Annotated in this window: 16 protein-coding genes; 8 read left to right on the top strand and 8 right to left on the bottom strand. The window is 52.8% G+C overall.

Features of this window, described 5'->3' with window-relative positions; all coding sequences use genetic code 11:
• Positions 1–303: 303 nt before the first annotated feature.
• Positions 304–696, bottom strand: coding sequence for a DUF4124 domain-containing protein (locus tag CFK45_RS07815; protein WP_143247511.1), 393 nt, complete (start codon positions 694–696; stop codon positions 304–306).
• A 136-nt stretch (positions 697–832) separates the two neighbouring features.
• Between CFK45_RS07815 and CFK45_RS07810 the strand changes: the two genes are divergently transcribed.
• Entirely contained in the window at positions 833–2,962 is a 2,130-nt protein-coding gene (locus CFK45_RS07810; protein WP_096085880.1) for a carboxy terminal-processing peptidase, read from the top strand.
• Positions 2,963–3,144: 182 nt separating this feature from the next.
• Here the strand turns inward: CFK45_RS07810 and CFK45_RS07805 are convergent, their stop codons facing one another.
• The 3 genes from CFK45_RS07805 to CFK45_RS07795 form a co-directional block, all read right to left on the bottom strand.
• Positions 3,145–5,241, bottom strand: a complete 2,097-nt coding sequence (locus CFK45_RS07805; RefSeq protein WP_096085879.1) for an ATP-binding protein — start codon at positions 5,239–5,241, stop codon at positions 3,145–3,147.
• Between the two features lie 171 nt (positions 5,242–5,412).
• Positions 5,413–6,345 carry an electron transfer flavoprotein subunit alpha/FixB family protein gene (locus CFK45_RS07800; RefSeq protein WP_096085878.1) on the bottom strand — a complete coding sequence of 311 codons (933 nt, stop codon included), beginning with the start codon at positions 6,343–6,345 and terminating at the stop codon, positions 5,413–5,415.
• A complete protein-coding gene (locus CFK45_RS07795; RefSeq protein ID WP_096085877.1) occupies positions 6,345–7,094 on the bottom strand; it encodes an electron transfer flavoprotein subunit beta/FixA family protein in 750 nt (249 codons plus the stop codon). Before CFK45_RS07795 ends, CFK45_RS07800 begins: the two co-directional genes overlap by 1 nt.
• A gap of 173 nt (positions 7,095–7,267) precedes the next feature.
• Between CFK45_RS07795 and CFK45_RS07790 the strand changes: the two genes are divergently transcribed.
• Positions 7,268–8,905: an electron transfer flavoprotein-ubiquinone oxidoreductase gene (locus CFK45_RS07790; protein ID WP_096085876.1), complete on the top strand. Its 1,638-nt coding sequence runs from the start codon at positions 7,268–7,270 to the stop codon at positions 8,903–8,905.
• Between the two features lie 136 nt (positions 8,906–9,041).
• Here the strand turns inward: CFK45_RS07790 and CFK45_RS07785 are convergent, their stop codons facing one another.
• The gene (locus tag CFK45_RS07785) at positions 9,042–9,683 is read right to left on the bottom strand and encodes a DUF4823 domain-containing protein (protein ID WP_096085875.1); all 642 of its coding nucleotides are present in this window, start codon (positions 9,681–9,683) and stop codon (positions 9,042–9,044) included.
• Between the two features lie 94 nt (positions 9,684–9,777).
• On the opposite strand from CFK45_RS07785, the gene CFK45_RS07780 reads away from it, so the two are divergent.
• Complete coding sequence (locus tag CFK45_RS07780) at positions 9,778–10,710, top strand: acyl-CoA thioesterase (protein WP_096085874.1); 933 nt, start codon at positions 9,778–9,780, stop codon at positions 10,708–10,710.
• 18 nt (positions 10,711–10,728) lie between these two features.
• Entirely contained in the window at positions 10,729–11,070 is a 342-nt protein-coding gene (locus tag CFK45_RS07775; protein WP_096085873.1) for a hypothetical protein, read from the top strand.
• Between the two features lie 402 nt (positions 11,071–11,472).
• On the opposite strand, the gene trmH is transcribed toward CFK45_RS07775, so the two are convergent.
• On the bottom strand, positions 11,473–12,135 hold the full coding sequence (gene trmH, locus CFK45_RS07770) for a tRNA (guanosine(18)-2'-O)-methyltransferase TrmH (RefSeq protein WP_096085966.1): 663 nt from the start codon (positions 12,133–12,135) through the stop codon (positions 11,473–11,475).
• A gap of 387 nt (positions 12,136–12,522) precedes the next feature.
• Here trmH and CFK45_RS07765 point away from each other — a divergent pair, with 387 nt between their 5' ends.
• From CFK45_RS07765 to CFK45_RS07755, 3 genes are all read left to right on the top strand, one after another.
• Positions 12,523–15,357, top strand: a complete 2,835-nt coding sequence (locus tag CFK45_RS07765) for a PD-(D/E)XK nuclease family protein (protein WP_158224634.1) — start codon at positions 12,523–12,525, stop codon at positions 15,355–15,357.
• Positions 15,354–18,884, top strand: coding sequence for a UvrD-helicase domain-containing protein (locus tag CFK45_RS07760; protein ID WP_096085871.1), 3,531 nt, complete (start codon positions 15,354–15,356; stop codon positions 18,882–18,884). The genes CFK45_RS07765 and CFK45_RS07760 overlap by 4 nt, the downstream gene beginning before the upstream one ends.
• A gap of 96 nt (positions 18,885–18,980) precedes the next feature.
• Positions 18,981–20,045 (top strand): 3-deoxy-7-phosphoheptulonate synthase, encoded by a 1,065-nt coding sequence (locus tag CFK45_RS07755; RefSeq protein ID WP_096085870.1) that lies wholly within the window; start codon positions 18,981–18,983, stop codon positions 20,043–20,045.
• Between the two features lie 104 nt (positions 20,046–20,149).
• Here CFK45_RS07755 and nfuA read toward each other — a convergent pair whose 3' ends face one another.
• Positions 20,150–20,734, bottom strand: coding sequence for a Fe-S biogenesis protein NfuA (gene nfuA, locus CFK45_RS07750; protein ID WP_096085869.1), 585 nt, complete (start codon positions 20,732–20,734; stop codon positions 20,150–20,152).
• Positions 20,735–20,930: 196 nt separating this feature from the next.
• Between nfuA and metH the strand changes: the two genes are divergently transcribed.
• A complete protein-coding gene (gene metH / locus CFK45_RS07745; protein ID WP_096085868.1) occupies positions 20,931–24,626 on the top strand; it encodes a methionine synthase in 3,696 nt (1,231 codons plus the stop codon).
• 77 nt (positions 24,627–24,703) lie between these two features.
• On the opposite strand, the gene CFK45_RS18790 is transcribed toward metH, so the two are convergent.
• Positions 24,704–24,838, bottom strand: coding sequence for a hypothetical protein (locus CFK45_RS18790; RefSeq protein WP_275655688.1), 135 nt, complete (start codon positions 24,836–24,838; stop codon positions 24,704–24,706).
• Positions 24,839–24,870: the final 32 nt, after the last annotated feature.

Raw genomic sequence — 24,870 nt, 5'->3', positions numbered from 1 at the left:
GTGATTTCATTCCAGCATTGCCACAGCAACCCCGTCTGAGGGGCGCTCTGGCGTAGCCATAGCGGGCCGATCTTATCGGGGTGTTAGCCAGCTTGCTGGCTTACATGCGCAGCATTCGTAGCTTTGAATTTGTTTTGGTTTTGAGCTTGCTCAAAATGGGGGCAGCACGCGGAATGTGCGCCAAGAGCGCCTGTATTCGTTTCTCTCGGCGTTAGCCTCAATAACTGCGCATAATCTATATTATGTTAAATGGATGATTTGATCGGACAGTATCCCAAATACCTCTTAGCCCTATGTCTGGGCTTACTGCCCTGCGTTCTGTTTTTCCACCTGCCTGAAACACTCCGTTCGCGCCTTGGTTAGCGTGAACATATCGCGGCAGTACTCGCGTGTGAGCTTGTGCGGCTCGCCTTTGGCTTGCTGTTCGTTTTGCTTACTTGGCTGCTGCGCTTCGATAGCTTTGCGCCGGTCTTGATCGCGGTAGTTGTTGACCACACGAGAGTTGTGGTCCCGCACGCTGGTTTCAGGTGCCACGGTGTTTAGTGGCTGGAACTCTACGGCTTCAGACTTGTCTCTATGCTCAGGAGGCACGGTGTCACCAAAATGCACATTGCCCTCTGCGTCGACCCAGCGTTGAACTTCTGCCTGTAGCGGCATGGCCAGTAATAAGAAAAACGGAAGAATTTTGCTGTTCATAATGTCACCTAACAGGCCGAGAAGCTCAGCGGCGTAAAATAGCACGAAAGGCCGCAGCTAATTGGCGCTGGCGCACAGTTTAACTGCCGAACTGTGTTATATTAAAGCGTAGTACGCCTTCCAGAAGCTCACCTATATGCGTTTATCTAATATTATAAGCCCCCTGCTGCTTAGCGCAGCTTTACTTGGCGCGTCCGCCTTTGCCATTCCAACCAAAGCCCCTTTAAGTTACAGCGAAGAACAAAGCGCCACGGCGATAGAGTTGCTGTACCGCTTGCAACAAGGGCACTTTAATAAGCAGCGCATGGACGACGAGCTGAGCAAAGACTTTTTAAACAAGTATTTAGAAATGCTTGATCCATCAAAAATGTTTTTTTATGAAAAAGACATTCAAGGCTTTCGCAAATACGACACCAAGTTCGATAACTTCTTCGCCAAGGGCAAGCTCGATGTACCCTATGAGATATACGCGGTGTATCAACAGCGGGTTCGCTCTCGTTTAAACAATGTTATCGCCCTGCTCGAAGATGAAACGGTCACCTTTAATTTCAACGGCGATGACAGCATTGCTACCGAGCGCAAAGACGCACCGTGGATAAAAACCATGGGTGAAGCTGATGATCTGTGGCACAAGCGCATCAAGCTTAGTTTGTTGAACTTAAAAATGGCCGGCAAGAGCATTGATGAGGCCCGCGAGACCTTAGCCAAACGCTATAAAAACCAGCTTAAGCGCATCGACCAGGAAAAAAGTTCTGACGTCTTTGAGATTGTGCTTAACGCGCTGACCGTTCTATTTGATCCGCACACCAACTATTGGTCACCGCGCACCAATGAAAACTTCAATATAAATATGAGCAAGTCGCTCGAAGGTATTGGTGCGGTACTGCAAAGTGAAGATGAATTTACCAAGGTTGTGCGCCTTGTCACCGGTGGCCCGGCGTCGCGTCAGGGACAGCTAAAAGCCGCCGATCGCATTGTTGGTGTTGGCCAGGGTGACGACGGTGAAATCATAGATGTAGTCGGCTGGCGCCTTGATGAGGTGGTCAACTTAATTCGCGGCCCTAAAAATACCGTGGTTAAGCTCGAAGTTCTGCCTGCCGGCGAATTAATTGGCGCTGAAACCAGCATTGTTAAAATCAGCCGCGACAAAGTCAAACTCGAAGATCAGGCCGCGCAAAAAGCCGTGCTCGAGCTACCCGGTGACGATGGTAAAATCTACAAACTAGGCGTTATTCAGCTGCCCGACTTCTATATAGATTTTGATGCGTTAATGCGCCGCGACCCGAACTATAAAAGCAGCACTAAGGATGTTGCGCGCTTAATTAGTGAGCTGGAGCTCGAAGGCATTGACGGCCTGATTCTTGATCTTCGCAACAACGGCGGCGGCTCGTTAACTGAGGCCACCAGCTTGACCGATCTTTTTATTGATCGCGGTGTTGTTGTACAGATCAAAAATTCCGATGGCCGCGTTGGCCGCCAAAACCAAGCCTATAGCCACCCGCGTTACACGGGCCCGCTAATTGTTATGATCAACCGCCTAAGCGCATCGGCCTCGGAAATTGTTGCCGGCGCCATCCAGGATTATGGCCGCGGCATTATTGTTGGCTCGCGCTCGTTTGGCAAAGGCACGGTGCAAAGCGTTAAAGAGCTTAAACTCGGCCATTTAAAAATGACTGAGTCCAAGTTTTACCGCGTGTCCGGCGATAGCACTCAGCACCGCGGCGTTGTGCCTGATATTAGCTACCCTACCCTAATTGACGAAGAGGAAGTTGGTGAATCCGCGTATGAAAACGCGCTGATCTGGGATCAGATTCGCGCGGTACCACACGATGTTTACAACAACTATTCCCCTCTAATTGCCGATCTTGAAAAGCGCCATGAAAAACGTGTTCAAGGCGACCCTGACTTCAACTACCTGTTACAGCGCATCGACTTTGTTAAACGCAATCGCGCCGAAAAAAGCATTTCGTTAAACGAAGAAAAGCGCGAACAGCGAAAAACCTCGCTCGAAGAAGAGTCTATGCAGCTTGAAAATACTCGCCGCCTCGCCAAGGGTCTGGAGCCGTACAAAGACCTTGAAGCCTATCGAAAAGAAGAAGAAAGTGAGGAGCAAGAACAAGATGCAGGGCCACCTAAAATCGATATCGACGGCGATACCCTGTTAATTGAATCCGGCAATATCCTTGTTGATTTGATTGAAACTAAATATTCAAAAGAACAAAAAATAGCCGACAACAAAAACAATCCGCTCAATCTAAGCCGTTAAATAAGCCGTTAAATAAGCCGTTAAACGGCTATCGAAAGCTTGCCAAGAGGCAGCGGATTAAACAAAAAGGCCCGGGCTGTTTACAGCCCGGGCCTTTTTGTTTGCTTGCATTTAGTGCGCGTCGCGCCTTCACGCCTTTTTTCACCTTAACCCTTAGCACCTTTTCATCTAGGCACCCGGAGCTATAACTCCAGCGATCGCCAGTAGCGCAGCATGGAGGTTAGGGTTTTACTGCTGGTGCTGGCCAGATTCAAATAGTCGTCAAAACCGGCTTCAAAGGCATCTACGTCGCGCTCACTGCAATTAATGCCCAGGCCGACAATCGGAATAAAACTCTCTTCGCTGGCTTTGTTGCTCTCGCTATAGCGTATGGTATCAACCAGTGAGGCAATATCTTTTTGGCGTGTGCACGGAATAACAACCATCGGGTTGTCTGACTCAAGCAGTATTTTCTTTAAATTGTCTTTGCTGGCAAGTTTAAGTTGCTGCCCTGGCACAACTTGGCAGGCTTCGCGCAGCCGGCTGACTTCGCTTTCATCGCCGACCAAAATAACGTTGCCGGTCTGGCATTTAGGTTGGGCCTGCATATCACCTTTACCGGTGTAGACATACTCAAAGGTCGATTCAAGCTCAAATAAACCCAGCGGTTTGCTGACAAAATAAAAACCGAGCTTTTCATCAAAACCCAGGTCTTTAAGCTCTTTGTGCCTGGTTTCAGATGCAGCAATTAATTTATTTACGCTTTTTAGTGCATCGCTATCGCGCAGGGCCTCGAGCAGGGCCAGGCAATCGGCTTGGTCTTGCTCGTGATAAATCAATATATTTTCAATCGCGCGGCCGCTGTCAACGCGGTCAGTCAGTAAGTTTTTAACCCGGCGAAACTGGGTCTCGGTGGTAATCTGAAAGCCAAGCGCATCGAGCTCCTGGCGTTTGATGTCGACAATCGCCGGGTTGCTGCCAACTAATAGGATGGATTTGCCGTTAAAGCGGTTTTTGTGGAAGTCGACCTGGCCGCTGTTGTCAGCAATATCCAGCTTGCAACTAAAGCGCAGCTGGTAATCGTAAGTTGGAGTATTGAGCTGCTCTATATCGCCTTCCATTAAGTTGGCGAGCCCTTTGGCCAACACCAACTCCAGGCTTTCACTATCGGCGCCGCCACTTGTTGGCTCTTTATTCGCATCCTTGCTGCGCATACGCCGAACATTAACGTGTAGCTCCCCTGCTCGTTCGTATTCGCGTAAAAACTGCACCTCGACAATCAGCGCAACATCGTTCGCATCTCTCAGCACTTGGACAATTAAACTGCGCACAACTTCGGCAAAACGTTTGGCGTCGCCTTTTAAACGCATGGGTAAATTCGGTGACAGCGCGGTTTCGATCTGCACACCCTGCGCTTCAGCACTTTGTACAAACTCTGAGACTAAAAATTGAATCTCGTGACGCACATTAAAAATACGCGGCTCGATGCGCAATTTGCGCGCAAGAATCGCACGGAAGGTACTTAAGGTTCGCTGCAGCTCGATCAGCTTCTGGGTATCGTTTTTTTGCCCGGGCGCTGATAAGTGCTCACAGAGCTCTTTATCCATCGATGCAAAAAACTCGCGGCTCAAACGCTCGTTAAGTTTGCTGGTAATACGCGCCTGTTCGTCGTTGACCACGCGCTTGCCAAGCGCATAACCGGCCTCGAGCTTTTCCCAGTAGTTGTCTGAGATTAAGCGGCACTGGTGCACAAGAATCAGATAAAACATCAACATCAGTGCGCCGTAGATGTAGCCGCTTAAGCCTCCGATGATCATGGCCGCCGCCGCCGCCGGCATCAAACCAAAAAACTGGTAATACGACAAAAAACGGTGATACGGTGCAAACGCGTGCGCAGTGGTGGAAAAAAATACCACCGTATACAGCCACAGAAGTGGCGTCTCATAACCGAGGCCGAGCTCAAGCGTGATGCTGACCATAATGAGCCCCCACCAGATAGAGCCAATTAAGGTCACAATAAAATACGACTGGCGCCAGCGAGCAGGACCGCGCGGATAGAGCTGCTCAAAACGAAATAGATAAAAACCGCGCAGCAAGGTAACCACAAGTAAACCGGTGCTCAGCACCACGGTCATTACCGGGTTTTCGGCAACAAACTTTCCGCCAATCAGGCAGACCAAAAAAGCGATGAAATTAAAGATCAGCCCACGGCGACTGTACTTGGCCATGCGCGCATCGGTTTCGCGCATGATGTGGCGGTCTTTTTGTACTTTACTGCAGGGCTGGAAAAAGTGGCTCATAAGATCGAACTAAGCGAGATTAACGCGCAAAGTGTATATCTTCTTAAGGCCTGTTAACACTAATTAAACGCTAACAGGCGATATCAAAAAGCGGCTTCATCTTTGAAACCGCTTTGCTCTTTGTTCCTGAGCAGTTGCTTTGTTACTGTTATTAAGGCCACGAAGATCTGGCTATTTTTTGAGCGCTTCAATTAACTCGGGCACTGCATCAAATAAATCCGCCACCAGGCCGTAGTCGGCAACCTGGAAAATAGGCGCGTCTTCATCTTTATTAATGGCCACGATCACCTTGCTGTCTTTCATGCCCGCTAAATGCTGAATAGCACCGGATATACCCACCGCAATATACAGTTCGGGAGCAACGATCTTGCCCGTCTGACCTACTTGCATATCGTTGGCGGCAAAACCTGCATCCACTGCAGCGCGCGAGGCACCGACCGCGCCGTTGAGCTGGTCGGCAAGTTCATAGCTGAGCGCAAAATTTTCAGCACTGCCCATGCCTCGCCCCCCGGAAACCACCACACGTGCGGCAGCAAGCTCTGGGCGCTCGCTCTCGGCCAGCTCTTGCCCAATAAATGAACTTAAATTTTGCGCCGGGCTCGCCTCAATACTGCGTATAGGCGCTGTGCTGTCTTGTGCTTGGGCCGCATCAAAACTCGAGCTGCGCAGCGTGATAAATATACACGCTTCAGCGCAGCGCACCTTCGCCAGCGCATTACCTGCATAGATCGGGCGAACAAATATCTGAGCACTTTCAATCTGACAGACATCGCTCAAACATGGCGCATCAGCAAGCGCGGCGGCGCGCGGCAACAGGTTTTTGCCAAAGGTACCGGCAGCGCAGAGAATATGGCTGTAATCAGCCGCAAGGCTTTGCAGCAGCGGCGCCAGTTCTTCAGCGAGTTGATGTTCATAGTGATCCGCATCGGCCAGCAGCACGGCGCGGCTTGCCCAAAGTGCGGCCTGCTGCGCAAGCGCCTGACACTGTTTGCCGGCAACAAGCACATCGATTTCGTCGCTCAGCTGGCTCGCAGCCTGAACCACGTTGGCAATATTGGCATTGAGCTTGTCGTTTTTATGTTCCGCAATAATTAACACAGCCATTAGATCACCTTCGCCTCGTTTTTAAGTTTGTCGACAAGTTCGTCAACACTCGCGACTTTTATTCCGGCCTTGCGTGTCGGCGGTGTCATGACCTCAAGCAATTCGCTGCGCGCTGTGCAATCAACACCGAGCTCGTCGAGTGTCAGGCTCTTTAGCGGTTTTTTCTTGGCTTTCATAATATTTGGCAGTGCGGCAAAGCGCGGCTCATTTAAGCGCAGATCGGTGGTGATCAGCGCAGGCAGTTTGAGCTCGAGCGTCTCGAGACCGCCGTCAATTTCGCGCGTCACCGTTACCGAGCTGTCACCGAGCTCTAGTTTTGATGCGAAAGTGCCCTGGCCCATGCCACACAGGCCAGCAAGCATTTGCCCAACTTGATTGTTGTCGCCATCGATACTCTGCTTGCCGAGAATAACCAGTTGTGGCTTTTCTTCATCAACAAGCTTCTGTAAGCATTTGGCAATGGCCAAAGGTTCAAGCTTACTGTCGCAAACGACATGAATGGCGCGGTCTGCACCGATGGCCATCGCCGCGCGAAGCTGCTCAACGGCCTTGTTCTCGCCAATGCTAAGCACCACCACTTCGCTAGCCTGGCCCGCCTCTTTGAGCCTAACTGCCTGTTCTACGGCAATTTCACAAAAGGGATTGATGGACATTTTACAATTGCGAAGATCAACATCACTGCCGTCTTCGAGGGGGCGAACTTTTACGTTGTAATCAACAACACGCTTAATCGCGACGAGTATTTTCATTCCTTTAACCCGGTTTATTATCTTTTGGCAAGTATAGCTTTTATTGCAATTAGAAAGCACGGCTTGCGCAAGAAGTGTTTTACAGCACACAGGCACAGCGCCTCATGTGCATTGGTCTATTTTTCCCGGGCCACATATACTGAAATTAAAGTGCATGTTCAAAGGGGGAACACATGCAGCGCGAGAGCATGGAATACGATGTCATTATTGTCGGCGCGGGGCCCGCAGGTCTTAGCGCGGCAATTCGCCTGAAACAACAGGCGCCCGAGCGCACTGTCTGCTTGCTCGAAAAAGGCTCAGAAATAGGTGCGCATATTTTATCGGGTGCAGTGTTTGAAAGCCGCGCCCTGGATGAGCTCTTTCCCGATTGGTCATCCATGCAGGCGCCTTTACATACCAAGGTAAGCGAAGATCAGTTGTTTTATTTCACCGGCAGCCAAAGCGCACACAAAGTGCCGTCGATGCTGGCGCCATTTACGCTGAATAATCACGGCAACTACATTATTAGCCTCGGCAATTTGTGCCGCTGGCTCGGCGAGCAAGCCGATGCGTTGGGTGTGGAGATTTTCCCGGGTTTTTGTGCCCAGGAAGTATTGGTTAACGGCGATAATGTGGTTTACGGCGTTGCCACCGGCGATATGGGGCTAGACAAAAACGGCAATCAAAAACCCAGCTTTGAACCGGGCATTGAGTTGCACGCACCGTATACAATATTTGCTGAAGGTTGCCGAGGCCATCTCGGCAAAGAGCTTATTCAGCACTATGCACTCGATGAAGGGCGCGAACCCCAGCACTATGCGCTCGGTATTAAAGAAATCTGGAAAGTAGCCAGCGACAAACACCGCCAGGGTTTAGTTTTACACAGCGCAGGCTGGCCACTGAATGAAAGTGGTAGTCACGGCGGCGGCTTTTTATATCACCTGGAAGATAACCAAGTCGCCGTAGGTTTGGTGGTTGACCTAAATTACACCAACCCCTACGTCAGCCCCTACGATGAATTTCAGCGCTTTAAGTTACACCCTAAGATCCGCCACTATCTCGAAGGCGCCGAGCGCACCGCTTACGGGGCTCGCGCCATCAGTAAAGGCGGCCTGCAAAGCCAACCGAAAATGAGCTTTCCCGGTGGCTTGTTGATCGGCGACGACGCCGGCACCTTAAACTTCGCCAAGATCAAAGGCAGCCATACCGCGATGAAAAGCGGCATGTTGGCGGCCGATTGCATCGTCGAAGCTTGGTCTAAGCCAAGCACCACGCAGACAAACTTGCCCTATGCCAAACACTACAAAAAAAGCTGGGCCTGGCGCGAAATTCACCAGCAGCGCAACTTTGGCCCGGCACTTCGGCGCTGGGGCAGCGTTTGGGGCGCCGTGTACAGTTTTGTTGATCTGAACCTGTGCCGCGGCAGATTGCCGTGGACCTTAAATAACCGCCAGGCCGATCACAGTGTACTCAGGCCCAAACAGGAATGCCAACCACCCGCCTACCCCAAACCCGACGGCAAGTTGAGCTTCGACAAACTGTCGTCGGTGTATTTATCCAATACCAATCACGAAGAAGACCAACCCTGTCATTTGCAGCTTCTCAATGCTCAGTTACCGCTCGCCTCGCATTTAGAGAGGTGGGATGAACCGGCGCAGCGCTACTGCCCCGCCGGTGTGTATGAATTTGTAGAAAACGACGGCAAAAAAGAATTTCGTATCAATGCGCAAAACTGCGTGCACTGCAAGACTTGCGATATCAAAGATCCGTCTCAGAATATACGCTGGGTGGCGCCCGAAGGCGGCGGCGGCCCGAATTATCCGAATATGTAGTAAGCCGGCATCCGCCTAGTTTCGGGACGCTTGCACTTAAGCGAACAATATTGCTGTTAGGGGCCTTGTTTTAGAGCCGGTGCTTAGGCCTTGACGTTTTTTTGCACACTGTGGTGCTGGGTTTAAGGTCTGAGCTCTAAGAGCTGCGCGCACCGCCGAGCTGCCTAACGTAGTCTCTGAGCGCCGGCTCTATCAAGTCTGCGGCGCTGTCATCAAGCGAGTTAAACAGCGACGATTTTTGCCTGATCACGCGGCTGTCTAAGAGCTTGCCACTGTAGGTCTCGTAGAGGTTGAGCTGGATAAGTAACTCATCTGCGCCCCAGCTTTGCCCCGGGTGCTGATGTTTGCCCTCTTGCATTTCCGTCCAGCTGGAGAGCTGATCGTTGAGCTTGAGCACATCGCTGACAATCAAAAACTCAAAACCCTGATTGTAGGCAGCAAACAGCGGGTTGAGCTCACCCTCGCCAGGCCCGGGTTCGAGCCTTCGGCTGTGGCTAAAATTAGCGCGCAAACTTGCCGTTAACTCACGCTCAAGCCTTAAGGCCGCGCGCTGTATAGTGGCATCAACGGGCTCGGGCGCCGATCGAACAGCAATGCGTGCCGAGTGGTGCAGGCGCCAGTCCAGGCTTTTATTTTGCGAGTGCGACGGCGCCAAAAAAAGGTTCGCCCGCCCCTGCTGCCAAAGCTGTTGTGTATAGTGCGCTGTGCAAGCACTTAACAGCAGCGGCATACTAACTAGAATAAAAACTAAATAGATTGTGCGATATCGCTCAGCCATAAACCGTGCCCGGGCATCACCGTGGGGAGTCTTCTTTTGTTTATCGGCAGCAGCGCAAAAGAGCTTAACAATTACAATCAGGCAAGGTCGCCTTATGAATAGTCAAAGTTCAAAGACTAAAACCAACACAAAACAATGCCCCGATGCTGAGCTGCAGGTGGCGCCTAGCATGCTCGACATACTCAAGCTTGAAGCACGTTCAGCATCAAGTTTTCAAAGCTGTGTTCAGCGCGAGAACTTTCGCAGTCATTTATTTGGTGGGCAAGTCATAGCGCAAGCACTGCGCGCCGCGTGTCACACCGTCGACAGCGACCGCTGCGCCCACAGTTTACACGCCTATTTTTTGCGCGCGGGTACGGCCGCAAAGCCAGTTGACTATGAGGTCGAGAACTTGCGAGACGGCAAAAGCATCTCGAGCCGGCGCATTCTCGCCAAACAAGACAAGCACGTATTGTTTTCAATGAGCGCATCGTTCCACAAACACGAACAGGGTTTTAGCCACCAGCAGGATATAGACCTCAGTGACTGCCCAAGCCCTGAGCAACTGCTGCAACAAAAGCAAAAAGAGCAAGAAAAGCACGGCGCAAAACCTGCGCAAAGCACGGTTAACACCATGCCGTTTGAATTTGTCAGCGCCAGCGGAGATTTGTTTTTAAGCGAGCAGGTTCAAGCGCCCGAAGCGCGTTTTTGGCTGCGCAGTGCCCTGCCCGAGCACACAAGTTCAATAGAACAAGCCTGCGCCCTTGCCTATGTGTCGGATCTAGGTTTATTGGCAACCGCCGTCTTGCCCCACCCCTCGAACCTGTTTTCCGACAAACTTGCACCGGCGAGCATTGATCACGCACTGTGGTTGCACAACGTCGACTTCGACTTAAACGACTGGTTGCTGTGCTGCAGCACCAGCCCGTGGGCGGCTAATGCCAGGGGCTTTACCACTGCGCGTTTTTACGACCGCCGCGGAGTCTTAGTGGCCAGCGCTGCGCAAGAGGGGCTGCTGCGCTTTAACAGCTATACTGAGGAAAAATAAATAATTTAAGGGCCATTCATGGACACCAAAGCGAGCATCAATGAAGCCATTTCAATTCTCAACCCACTGTTACAGGCGCTTGAAGCAGGTTTTTGGGACAGCAGCCAACTGGAAGTAAAAGATCGCGTTTTTGACCTTGTCAGCTGCGTCAATGCCGAACTCAACGAGCTGGCCAAGCTCAGTGTCAGTGATCTCGATTTGCCCTATGAACCCATTACACCGAACTTTGTTGAAAGCTGCCGCAAATTTCAGATCTTAGGTGAAAATCTTGAAGCTTGGTTTTTGCGCACTTCCACATCGGCCGAGCTTAAAGCCCGGCTGCCACAAGCGGCTGCCCTGTTGACGCGCTGTCATCTATAGGCCTTTTGATCCCGAGCTCGCTGCGTTCCATGCCCTGTATACATCAAGGCAATATCCAGACCTGATCCCCTGTATCAAGGCCAAATTCGCGGCTATGTGTCGTGAACGACGTTTGAGCGAAGACGATATAAAGAAACGGTTTAACCAGAGGCTGAACTTCGCTGGCAAAAGCGCTGGCTCTTACCATACTTAAGACAACGGTGTTCCACCTCCCCCAAGTGGGCCCCGTATGCTACACGGTTTAGACCCCGTAGCTTTGTTGAGGATATTTGTCCTTAATGTTTCACTCCTAATGGTCCTGGCCCGGCAACCCTCCCCCGAGTTGTCGGGCTTTTTTTATGGTTGTTTTGCAGCTTTTCTAAGCCCACCCAGGGTTTTAAGGCCCAATCGAAGCTCGAACAATCACGCCGGTGCCGTGCCGGGGATTAAATCCATATTTTCATCAAGTGGTGGATAGGCAAGCCCGCGCTCATCGCAAAATTTTGTTAATTTGGGATAGGCCCAGCGGAAAAACAAGCGTTGATAGGCTGTGTCATCGATGCGCTGGTGCTGGTAAAAACCTGCTTGCTGACGCTGGCGCTGCGCTTCGGACAGGATAATCGCCGCGGCAACACTGACATTAAACGACTCGACCATGCCCATCATCGGGATAACAATCTCGTTGTCACACAACGCCAGGGCTTTGTCGCTGACACCGCTTAACTCAGTGCCCATAACCAGCGCCGTTTTTTTACAAAAATCTATGTCGCGATAATCTATGGCTCGATCGCTAAAGTGCGCGGCAACCAGCTGGTGCCCCTGCTGCTTGAGTTTGCTTAAGGCCAGCTCGGCACTTTGGTGGTGGTGGGTATCGACAAATTTATCGGCACTGGCCGATGTGCCACGGTAGCTGCGGTATTCCATTTCGGTGACCACACAGTGCACATCCTGCACGCCGACAGCGTCACAGGTGCGTATAATGGCCGCCAAGTTGCGATCTTTTACGATTTTATCGGTGACAACACAGAGGTCGGGCTGGCGGCGCCGCAACACCTCATCAATTCGCTGCTTTCGTTCCGGGGTCATTGTTACAATGGCTCTGTCGGTGGGGGCGCGCATTTTAAGACAGTTATTTGACAAAAAAAATATCTTTTCCACAGACTCTGTGGATAACTTGGTGGATAGCTGCGTGAGAAGTCGCTCTATTGCAGAGTTGTTGCGGCACTGACACAAACTGGTTAAATTTTAACCTAAGAAATATTTATCTTATAAAACAATAGGTTAAGAGGTTTTTTTAGCTCAAAACTAGCCTGTCAACCGTTATGGCTTAATATAACTGTCATTTTTCTGGTTGTTGTGCATAAGCATGGTTAGTGCATCCTAACCACGAAGGCCTTTTAGTAACAAAACTCTAACATTTCAAATTTGTTATAGCGAAAAAGACGACTAGTTTTGCTTATAAGGAAGCATTGCGTGATTTCAAACAATTCTATAAAACGGATAGATAGTCAGGAATTTGAAGCGCTTTTAACCTCGGCATCCGTCGAGAACCATGCTGATCAAAACGCCATTCCAGCGCAGCGCCTTGTTGTGCTCTGCGCCAATAACCGCCAAGCCCGCTTCCTTAAACATAAACAGTGCCTTAAGCAGCAACACAGCAGTGTTGCGGTGCATGCTTTTGACAGCTGGTTGGAACAACTTTGGCTAAACGCTCAGCAAAGTCAGCCCGAGCGCTACCGGCAAACACTTATTCCGGCGCAATATAGCTCGGCGATTTGGGCGACACTTGTCGATCAACATCAAAGCCAGTTGCCCGCGCTTGTCAATCGCCCGGGCCTTGCCGCCGCCTTGGAAAAATCATGGCGCCTGCTCAGAACCTACGCACTTGATGTGACGAGCAGCAGCGCCGATGAGGCCTATGCCAGCCACCAGGAATACCACTTGTTACTGCATTTAGGTGAGCTGTACCAACAGCGCCTTGATGATCTCGACTGCGTGGATAAGCAACAAGCAGCAAACTTACTTGCCAAGTACCCGCTTGAAAGCGAGCAGCGCCCACTTGCCTTGCTCTACGGTTTTGCCGACCTAAGCCCGCTGCAAGTTGCCTTGCTCAACGCGTACTTTGACGAATACCGTATGGTGAACCTGCCCGATCTAAACAAATACTGTGTCGTGCAACGCTGCTCAAGCGATGGCGACGAACTCGAACGTGCAGCGAGCTGGGCAAAACAGCGGGTACAAGCGCACCCGGGGGCAAATATCGCCATTGTCGTGCCCGACTTACACACGCGTAAAACGCAAATTAGCACCGAGTTTGATCGCTATTTTAACTGCAGTGCGTATCTGCACAGCGACGTCGATCAACACTCAGACTTTTTTGACATCAGTGCCAGCACAGCCCTCGGCGAGCACAAGCTTGTCGCAGATATGGTTGAACTGATCTCACTTGGCAGTCGGTCCATCGACAAACAGCAACTGGCCACACTGTTGCAATCGGGATATTGGGGGCAGTCATACAACGCCGCCAGAGCCGTGCTTATGCGCTGGCTTAACCAAAGCAATACGCCTGAGTGTCAGCTTGGCGACTTACTTGAACAACTGCACCGAGCCAGCGCTCGGGCACTGGCCACTGGCGATAAACCGGACCATGCTGAACTGCATTCAGACAGCTCAGCCGAAACGATACAGCGCTATCGACAGAGCATCGACGAGCTCGAAAGCCAGTTGCTTTGCATGGCCAACTTTTCCCGCCAGCGCCACAGCCAGACGCTGAGTTCGTGGCTAGAGCTTATGCTCAAGCAGCTCAGTGCGCTCGGCTGGCCTGGCGCACGCGCACTCGGCAGCAGTGACTACCAAATTCTTCAAGCCCTACTCAAACAACTCAAAGCCATGCAGCGATGTGACGCCATTCGTGCGATACCGCTGAGTTTTACCCAATTCTTAAGCCAACTAAAGCTCTGGCTGGCGCAAAGCCCACTGCAAATCGAGGTTAAACATCCGCGGGTGCGTGTGCTTGGGCTTATGGAAGCTGTCGGCCTTGAGTTTGATTACTGCCGTGTGCTCGGCGTAAGCGATAGCGCGCTGCCACAAAGTGTTGCGCCCGACCCGTTTATCCCGCTCGAGCTGCAAAAGCAAATGCACATGCCGCGCGCCAGTGCCGAGCGCGAACTCAGCTACGCGCGCGAGTTGTTATCTGGCCTGCGCCAGTGCAGTGAACAGCTAGTTTTTAGTTATGCTGATCAAATCGACGGCAATGCCCAGCAAGCGAGCCCACTGCTTAATGAACTAGTAAGCGATGCCGCACTCGATGCAAACGACATTGGCGATGAAACAGGCCAGAGCTCGCGCATGCACTCGCCCATCAATAGCTGGGTGCAACAGGCCGCGTCACTGCGCCGCTTTGACAGCGTTGCCACCGGTTTAGCACCACCACTAAAACCGGGTGCGGCACTGCCCGGAGGCAGCTCACTGCTGGCTTTGCAGTGGACCAACCCGCTGTACAGTTTTTTTCGCTATGGCTTAAACATCGATGTCGAGCAAATTGCCGAGCTCGGCTTCAGCCCGGCTCAGCGCGGCAGCGCCCTGCACAATGCCCTGGCCCAGATTTTCAAACATAAAAGCGATAACATCGCCATCGCTAGCTGGCGCCAACAGGCGAGCTATCGCGACGAGCTCAACGAACTTGTGCAGTTGAGTGTGGACGCTGAAAAGCACCCGGCAAGGCCACTCGCCGAGCTACTTGTGCACTTTGAAGTTAATTACCTGAGCTGCGCCATCGATCACTTCCTGCAAGCAGAGCTCGAGCGCAAACAAGCCTTTTGTGTTGAGGCCACCGAAGCCTGCTACGAACTGATGATTTTGGGCCACCGCTTGCGACTGCGCTTAGATCGGCTTGACGAGGTCCAGGGGCAAGCGCTGATACTCGACTACAAAACTGGAAAAACCAGCTTAAGCGCCGCCTTAAAAAAAGACATTAGTGACTTTCAGCTGGCGCTTTACAGTATGTGTCTGGCCGATAAAAAGCTAGCCGGGCTCGCCTACATCACTATCAAAGAGCAGCAGTCTAGCTATAACGGCATCGTCGATGAGCAAAGCGATATCGACATCAGCGGAGTAAAGAGCCTTGCCAAACAGCGTTTGCCGCACTGCTCGTCGTGGCCCGAACAACTTGCGCACTGGCGAGACTGTGTTGAGCGCACCGCCTCTGAGTACATTCACGGCAAGGCTGATTATCACTTGCGAAACCCATCCCAGCTGCGATTTTACCGCGATTACGAGCTGGCCGTTCGCGAGGAGGAGCGCCGATGAACACGCCTCAATTAAACGACCTTCAGGCCCGCGCTGCGGCCGTCGATACACTCAAGTCCTTTGCTGTCTCTGCGCCAGCCGGCTCGGGAAAAACCGGCCTGTTAAGTTTGCGCTTTTTAAAACTGCTGTCGCAGGTACAAAAGCCCGAAGAGATACTCGCCATCACCTTCACCCGCAAAGCGGCGCGCGAGATGCACGAGCGCATTGTCGAGGCCCTGCAACAAGCCAGGCATTACGCCGGGCGCAGCGAGTTAGACGGCAGCGCGCTGGAGCCCTATCAGCAGGCGCTGCTCGATGCCGCCAGCGCCGCCTTGAAACGCTCCGATGAATGTGGTTGGGACCTGCTCAACAACAGCCTGAGGCTGAATATTTCGACCATTGATGGTCTGTGCAAACAACTGTGTAACGCGCTGCCCTTTTTCAGTGGCTTAGGCGCAAACAGCGGCATTGTCGATCAGCCCGGAACCGAGTATCGCATCGCGGTTGAGCGCTGGTTGCAGCGCCAGCTTAAGCAGCGCGATCACAAAGAGCTAAGCCAACTGCTTGTGCACTTTGGCGGCAAGCTCGAGCGTTTAACTGAATTGCTGTGTCGCCTTTTGAGTGTGCGCGAACAGTGGTTGCCGCTGCTGGTACACGCCCGCCAAAATCACAGCGAACTGCAAAGCCATTTTCAGCGGGTCTTAGTGGCGTGGGTGGAGCAGGCCCAGCAGCAAGTAGCCCAGTTACTCGCACCGTATGAAACCGAGCTGATCGATTTACTTGCCTATGCTGCAGCGAACAGCGATGAGGCCAAAGACCCGGAACCGCTTCGCCGCCTCGCTCAAGTGAGCGCCTTTCCCATCAGCGCCGAACACAGCCAGTGGTGGCGCGACCTGGCTAATTTCTGCTTAAGCAAAGGCGCGACACCGGCATTTCGCAAGCGCCTGGATAAAAACCTGGGTTTCCCGGCGGGCAACTCTAAAGCCGAAAAAGATCAGGCCAAAGCCAAAAAGCAGGCCCTGCTGCAAGTCTTTGCCGAGATCGACAGCATGCCCGGCTTGCTAGCTCAGATGCATCAACTGCGGCGCCTGCCCGATGGCTATTACAGTGAGCAGCAGTGGCCGGTGCTGCTGGCTTTATTGCAGGTACTGCCGGAGCTTGCCGCCGAGCTTAAGTTGCGCTTTAGTGAGCTCGGCCAAAGCGACTTCAGCGAGATTGCACTCGGCGCCGTTAGCGCACTTAACAGCGACATCGGCGATATGGATCTGTTGCAGCGCCTCGACTACCGCCTGCAACACTTGTTGATCGATGAGTTTCAAGATACCAGCCAGCTGCAGCTTGAGTTGTTGCAGGCGCTGACCCAGGCCTGGCAGCCAGACGACGGCCGCACACTGTTTTTAGTTGGCGATGGCATGCAGTCGTGCTATGGCTTTCGCAACGCCAATGTCGGTATTTTCTTAACGATGCGCACTAAGGGCTTAGATAATATCGCACTTCACTCGCTGGATCTGACCGCCAATTTCCGCTCGGATCCTTTGATCGTTAACTGGGTTAACAACTGTTTTGGACCGAGCTTTCCGCTCAAAAATGACATTAACCTCGGCGCCGTTAGTTATATTCCATCGCAGACGAGTAAAAGTGCCTGCAGCGATGCCTGCGTTGAGCTTAGGGCATTCGACGCAGACAGCGAGCACACCGGCGCTGAGGCAAACTTTATCTGCGCCCAGATCAAACAACTTCAGCTTAGCGCGCCCGAACAAAGCATCGCCGTGTTAGCCAAGAGCCGCGCCCACCTTAGCGAGCTGATTACCGCTTTGCAGGCCGCCAACATCGCCTATCAGGCCATCGACATCGATCGCCTAAGCAGCAAGCGCCACGTTCAAGATGCGTTGATTTTGTGCCGCCTGCTTTTTGATCCGGCCGATACCCTCGCCTGGCTCGCACTGCTGCGCTCGCCGTTTTGCGCATTAAACCACCGCGATTTAAGCGCCTGCTTAAGCGAGCGCCCGCAACAACTTACGCATACAGAGCGTTTGCGAGAAGTACTCAGCCAGCAAAAACTCAGCGATGGCGGGGCCGAGCGTTTAGCGAAACTGCTCGAGCAGCTCGAGCCGGTGCTGGCTGCGCGCCACCTGCGCAGAGCTCAGCACAACCTTGAGCGCCTGTGGTATCTGCTCGGTGGGCCGCTGTTATTAAACAGCGAGGCCGAACGCGACGACCTGCAGACATTATTTGCCCTGGTTGGCGAGCACGAAGTCGCCGGCCAGATCAAGGACTGGCCGCGTTTTGAGTCGGCACTCGACGAGCTCTACGCCGCCGCGGCCAATACTCCGGGGCCGTCGGTGCAGCTGATGACCATGCACAAAAGTAAAGGGCTTGAGTTTGACACGGTGTTTTTACCCGGCCTGGCCCGCGCGTCGCGTGCGCAAGACAGCGAGGCGCTGTACTGGCTAGAGCGCCTGAATGAAGCCGGGTATTCCGATTTTATTTTAAGCCCGATCGCCCGCTACGACGCCGATGACGACGACAGCCTAAGCGCGTTTATTAAAGCTCAGCACAAACTCAAGCAGAGTTACGAAAACCACCGCGTTTTTTATGTTGCGTGCACACGTGCGCGCAAGCGCCTTTATCTGACTGGCGAGTTTAAGCTCGATGAGCAAGGCAAGCTGCAAGCTCCACCGGCAGGCTCTCTGCTCGGCCCGGCCTGGCAGCAACTGCAATCGCAATTTGAACTCGGCCCGTCGTTAACCAGCTCACGTTCCGAGGCGCTCGCAAGCCAGCACCCGGATTCCCCTTCTATATCTCTGTTAGAAAACGCAGGCCCTGCTTGCGAAAGCGATGGCACAAGCAAAATAACGGCGCTGTCCGGTAATTGGCGCACTGCGTTTGAACAGCACTTTGCGCGGCCAGCGGCTCAAGCTTTTGACAACAGTGATTTTGATTTAATGAGCAGCTGGCGCGAGCTCGACAGTATTGAAAGCCGCGCAGGCACGGTGCTGCACCGAGTGCTGGCGCACTTTAGTGAAAATCCAGATCAGGCCCAAAGCCACTACCTCGCAGTGAGCAAGGGGAGCGACGCCGCCTGGCAAAGCCTGTTTCGCCAGCAGGGTGTCGACGTTGAGCACAGCCGAGGTTTTATTGAGCACTTTCGCCACTGTCTGGCGCAGCGCCAGCATGAAGACGTGTTTCAGTGGTTGATGCAGGCGCGCACATTTTCGCGCAGCGAATGGCCGCTCAGCTATTTAAGCTCGCGCGCGGATATGCGCTCGGTGGTGATCGACCGCTGCTTTATCGACGCCGATACGTTGTGGCTGATCGACTACAAAAGCTCTAAGCCCACGGACGGGCAAAGCTTGCAGCAGTTTATCGATGAAGAAAAACGCCGCTACGCAGAACAGCTTGCAGGCTATAAGCATGCACTGAGCATCTATTTTGCCCAGCGCTCGAGTGTGTTATTTACTCAAACCCGCTGTGCACTGTATTTCCCCCTGCTCGGCCAGCTAGCCGAACTGGAAAACTTGGCGCAAGCGAGTCTTGACCTGGATTAAAGCTTTGTAACAAGGGCTTGGCTGGCCCTTTTAATTCAGTACAATAGCGGGCCGTTTTTAACTTAATACGCTGCTCTAGCAGCTCTGGTGTCTACAATGTCCAATGTTCAAGACCTGAACATCATTTCTACCGAAACGCTGATCACGCCGGAAGCGCTGCAAGCGGATATCCCGCTCAGTGAAAAAGCCGCGCGCGTTGTCACCGAAGGCCGTGAATCGGTTCGTGCCATTCTCGACCGCAAAGACCCTCGACTGATGGTTGTCATCGGTCCCTGCTCTATTCACGATACAGAAGCAGCCATTGATTATGCTAAGCGCCTCAAGGACTTAGCGGACAAAGTTAAAGACAGTCTTTATATTATTATGCGTGTGTATTTTGAAAAACCGCGCACAACCGTCGGCTGGAAAGGCCTGATTAACGACCCCTACCTCGACGACAGTTTTAAAATTCAAGACGGCCTGCACGTCGGCCGCAAGTTGATGCACGATATCAGTGAAATTGGCCTGCCCATTGCCACCGAAGCGCTCGACCCAATTTCACCCCAGTACCTGCAAGATCTGGTTACCTGGTCGGCCATTGGTGCGCGCACCACTGAGAGCCAAACTCACCGCGAGATGGCTTCGGGCTTGTCCAGCCCCATCGGCTTTAAAAATGGTACCGACGGCAGCCTGACCGTGGCCATCAATGCTTTGCAAAGCGTGAGCAGCTCTCACCGTTTTCTCGGTATCAACCGCGAAGGCAAGGTCAGCATCGTGCACACCGCCGGCAACAAATACAGCCACGTGGTCTTGCGCGGAGGCGGCGGCAAACCCAACTACGACGCCGTCAGTGTTGCCGTTGCTGAGAAAGAGCTCGATAAAGCCGGTGTCTCGCGCAACATAATGGTTGACTGCAGCCACGCCAATTCCAATAAAAACCACGAGTTACAGCCGCTGGTGTTCGACAATATTGCCAACCAGATCCTCGAAGGCAACGAGAGCATTATCGGCGCTATGATCGAATCCAATATCAGCCCCGGCAATCAAAAAATTAATGCCGACCTCAGCAAAATGGAATACGGCGTATCGGTTACCGATGCCTGCATCGACTGGGAAACCACCGAAAAGTCGCTGTTAGACATTGCTGAAAAACTTAAACCAGTTTTGGCAAACCGCTCTTAAGTTATTGTTTTAATTAGCTTTAACAAAAAAAGGCTCCGTACGGAGCCTTTTTTTGTTTCCAGCCTAAACCCAGCCGCATCAGGCGCCTGAGCGAATGATACAAACTAATAATAGGCGTGGCTTTTGTCGCTGTGATCGGTGGCGTCGCGCACGCCTTTGAGTTCGGGTATATGTTCGATCAGGCTTTTCTCAACCCCTTGTTTTAGGGTCATATCCACGGCTGAACAGCCCTGGCAGCCGCCGCCAAACTTGAGCACGGCATAGCCATCTTCAGTTAATTCAACCAGGCTAACATTGCCGCCGTGAGCGGCAAGGCCGGGGTTAACTTCGTTGTAGAGTACGTAATTGATACGCTCTTCAAGGCTGCTGTCTTCGGTTAGCTTAGGCATCTTGGAGTTGGGCGCGCGTATCGTCAGCTGCCCACCCATTTTATCCGGGCTGTAATCGACCTTGGCCTCATCCAAAAACGGTACGCTGGGGCCATCAAAAAAGGCGGTAAAACCCTCCATCTCCATGGTGACGTCGTCTTCCTGCGCATCGCCGGGTTTGCAATACGCGATACAGGTCTCCGCCTTTGGCGTGCCCGGGTTTGCAACAAACATTCGAATGCCCGTACCTTCAACACCCTGCTTGTCGAGTAAACCCTTTAAATATTCCTGTGCAGATTCAGTAATGTCGACGTTGACCATAGCCTAGAGATCTTAATACCTTAGTAAAACGGTCAAGTATTGTAGAGCAAAGCACGACAGGTGCATAGCGGAAGCTATATCAAAATATTTTGATGTAGCTGGGGAAGTCGCTATACTTTGCATCTTTTTTAAACTGCGTACAATGCACGCCCCAGCGCGAGCAGCGCACAATTAGAAGTACCTACAAGAGTCAGCCATGCAGTCACAACAACAGCGCCACCTTTTATTACGCGAGCAGCTCACCGAGCGCATACTCCTGCTCGATGGAGGCATGGGCACGCTGATTCAAAGCTATAAGCTCGAAGAGCAGGATTACCGCGGCGAGCGCTTTGCCGAACACCACGTCGATTTAAAAGGCAATAACGATTTGCTGGCCTTTACCCGCCCAGACGTACTGGCAGATATTCACAAGGCTTATCTAGAAGCCGGTGCAGATATTCTCGAGACCAATACCTTTAACGGCACTCGCTTGAGCCAGAGCGACTACGAGCTCGAGCACATTGTTTTTGAGCTCAATGAAATAAGCGCCCGCCTCGCCCGCGACCTCGCCGACCAATACAGCACCGCAGACAAACCACGCTTTGTCGCCGGGGTGCTTGGGCCGACAAGCCGCACTGCGTCGATCTCGCCCGACGTCAACGACCCCGGTGCGCGCAACGTTGATTTTGACACCCTCGTAGACAATTACGTTGAGGCAACAAAAGGCCTGATCGCAGGTGGCTCGGATCTTATTTTGATCGAAACTGTGTTCGATACCCTCAACGCCAAAGCCGCGGTGTTTGCTGTGCAAAAGGTGTTTGACGAGATCGGCTACGAGCTGCCGCTGATGATCAGTGGCACAATTACTGACGCCTCGGGCCGAACCTTAAGCGGCCAGACGACAGAGGCGTTTTACAACAGCCTCGCCCACGCCAAACCGCTGTCGATCGGCTTAAACTGCGCCCTCGGAGCCGAGGAGCTGACGCCCTATGTACGCGAGCTCAGCCGCGTCGCCGAATGCCACACCAGTGCCCACCCCAATGCCGGCCTGCCCAATGAATTTGGCGAATACGATCAGAGCCCACAGGAAATGGCAGACATCGTTGAGAACTTTGCCAAAGATGGCCTGCTCAATATCGTCGGCGGATGCTGTGGTACAACACCGGCTCACATTCAAGCGGTTGCCGAACGTGTCGCCAATTACTCACCGCGCGCCCTGCCCAAGATAGAACCGGCCTGCCGCCTAAGTGGTCTCGAGCCACTGAATATCGATGCGCGCTCGCTGTTTGTTAATGTCGGCGAGCGCTGCAATGTCACCGGCTCAGCACGCTTTAAGCGCCTGATTCTCGAGGGCGATTACAGCACCGCGCTCGAAGTTGCCCAGGCTCAGGTCGAGGACGGTGCGCAGATTATCGACATCAATATGGATGAGGGCATGCTCGATGCGCACGCAGCGATCGATCGCTTTTTAAAGCTGATTGCCTCTGAGCCCGACATCAGCCGCCTGCCGATCATGATCGATTCGTCCAAGTGGGATGTTATTGAAACCGGACTTAAGTGCATTCAGGGCAAACCCATCGTCAACTCGATCAGCCTGAAAGAAGGCGAAGACGAGTTTATCGAAAAAGCCAGGCTGTGTTTGCGCTATGGCGCGGCCGTGATCGTCATGGCCTTTGACGAACAGGGCCAGGCTGATACGGCCGCGCGCAAAATAGAAATTTGTGAGCGCAGCTACCGTGTGCTGGTCGACAAGGTTGGCTTTAACCCCGCCGACATTATTTTTGACCCGAATATTTTTGCCGTGGCAACCGGGATTGACGAGCACAACAACTACGCTGTCGACTTTATTGAAGCGACCGCGTGGATACGTAAAAACTTGCCTCACGCCGGCGTCAGCGGTGGTGTGTCAAACGTGAGCTTTTCATTTCGCGGCAACAACCCAGTGCGCGAAGCCATCCACTCGGTATTTCTCTACCACGCTATTAAAGCCGGTATGAACATGGGCATCGTCAATGCCGGACAGCTGGCCATCTACGACGAGTTGCCGAGCGAGCTGCGCGAGTGTGTTGAGGATGTGATTCTCAATCGCAGCGACGGCGCCACCGAGGCTTTGCTCGATATCGCCGAAAAGTATCGCGGTGACGGCAGCGCTTCGGCAAGTAAAAAAGAAGATCTCGCCTGGCGCGAACAAGATGTACGCAAACGCCTTGAGTACGCGCTGGTCAAAGGCATCTCCAACTACATCGAAGATGACACCGAAGAGGCGCGGCAACTGAGCAGCCGCCCGCTCGACGTTATTGAAGGGCCGCTGATGGACGGCATGAATGTTGTCGGTGAACTATTTGGCGACGGCAAGATGTTTTTGCCTCAGGTGGTTAAATCTGCGCGTGTGATGAAACAGGCCGTGGCGTATCTGCAGCCCTATATCGAAGCTGAAAAAAGCGAAGCTAATAAAAGCAATGGCAAAATCTTGCTCGCCACGGTAAAAGGCGACGTGCACGACATCGGCAAGAATATCGTCGGTGTCGTACTCGGCTGCAATAACTTCGAGGTTGTTGACCTTGGTGTCATGGTGGCGCCGGAAAAAATCCTCGAAACAGCCAAAAAAGAGCAGGTTGATATTATTGGCCTAAGCGGGCTGATCACGCCGTCACTCGATGAGATGGTACACATCGCCCGCGAAATGGAAAAAGGCGGCTACGACCTGCCTTTACTGATTGGCGGCGCCACCACCTCTAAAGCGCATACCGCGGTTAAAATCGAGCCGCAGTATCAGCGCGGCGCAACGGTTTATGTGCCCGACGCGTCACGCGCCGTCGGCGTTGCCACCAGTTTGCTGTCATCCGAGCTCGAGCCCGAGTTTCGCCGCAAACTTCGCGACGAGTATGAGACCGTGCGCGCACGTCGCGCCGGGCGCAACACCAAAGCTGCCAATATTAGCTACGAGCTTGCCTGCCAGAAAAAACCGGACATCGATTGGGCCAACTACAAGCCGCCCGTGCCAAGCTTTACCGGCACCCAGGTACTCGATGACTACCCGCTAGAGAAACTAGTAGACACCATTGACTGGACGCCGTTTTTTATCAGCTGGGACCTTGCCGGCAAGTACCCGGCCATTCTTGAAGACAAGGTTGTCGGCGAGGCCGCGCGCAATTTATTTGACGACGCCCAGGCGTTGCTGCAAGACCTGATTCAAAATAAAAAACTAACCGCGCGGGCGGTCTTCGGTTTCTGGCCGGCAAACAGTCAGGATCACGACGACATTATTGTTAAAGACGAGGCCGGCGCACCGCTTGCGCAGCTCAATCACCTGCGTCAGCAAAACGATAAAAACAGCGCAGACCCAGTACTGCACAGTCTTGCCGACTACGTTGCCCCCGAGCAAAGCGGCAAAACGGACTACATCGGCGGCTTTGCTGTTACTGCGGGCATCGGTGCCGAGGAGCTCGCCGCCGAGTATGAGGCTGCAGGCGATGACTACAACGCCATTATGGTCAAAGCGCTGGCCGACCGCCTCGCCGAGAGTTTTGCCGAGCACCTGCACTTGCGTGTGCGCAAGGAGTTTTGGGCTTACGCCGCAGACGAAGCGCTCGACAATGAGGCGTTGATTAAGGAGCGCTACAGCGGTATTCGGCCGGCGCCGGGTTACCCCGCCTGCCCCGACCACAGCGAAAAAGCCAAGCTCTTTGAGTTGCTCGACGCGCATAAGGCTACCGGCATCAGCTTAACGGAGCACTTTGCGATGTTTCCCGCGGCCTCTGTTTCCGGCTGGTACTTTTCGCACCCCGAAAGCAAGTATTTTAATGTCGGCAAAATAGGCCGTGACCAGGTGCAGGCCCTGGCCAAGCGTCGCGGCCAGGACATAAGTGAAATCGAGCGCTGGCTGCGACCGAACTTAGATTACGATACCTAATTATTCGGGCAGGCCTTTTCTGTTGCACCTCTAGCGCACGGCAGCAAAGGCCCGCATCCAGCACCTGCATTCCAGGCTTATTGCCCGCTTATCCAAAAAATGCAGGCACTGACAAAAATCACAATCAGAGCAGTCGCCGCAATCGCATCAACTACGCTGTCCGCGTGCTGTTCATCGCTTATCTTTTTTGCTGCCGAAGAGTCGCTGTCCACAAGAAGTTCCTTTTATTGTTGCTTTTTATTTT

It is taken from the genome of Agaribacterium haliotis (assembly GCF_002312815.1).
Lineage (GTDB): Bacteria > Pseudomonadota > Gammaproteobacteria > Pseudomonadales > Cellvibrionaceae > Agaribacterium > Agaribacterium haliotis.
This window is presented reverse-complemented; position numbering and strand designations above follow the sequence as displayed.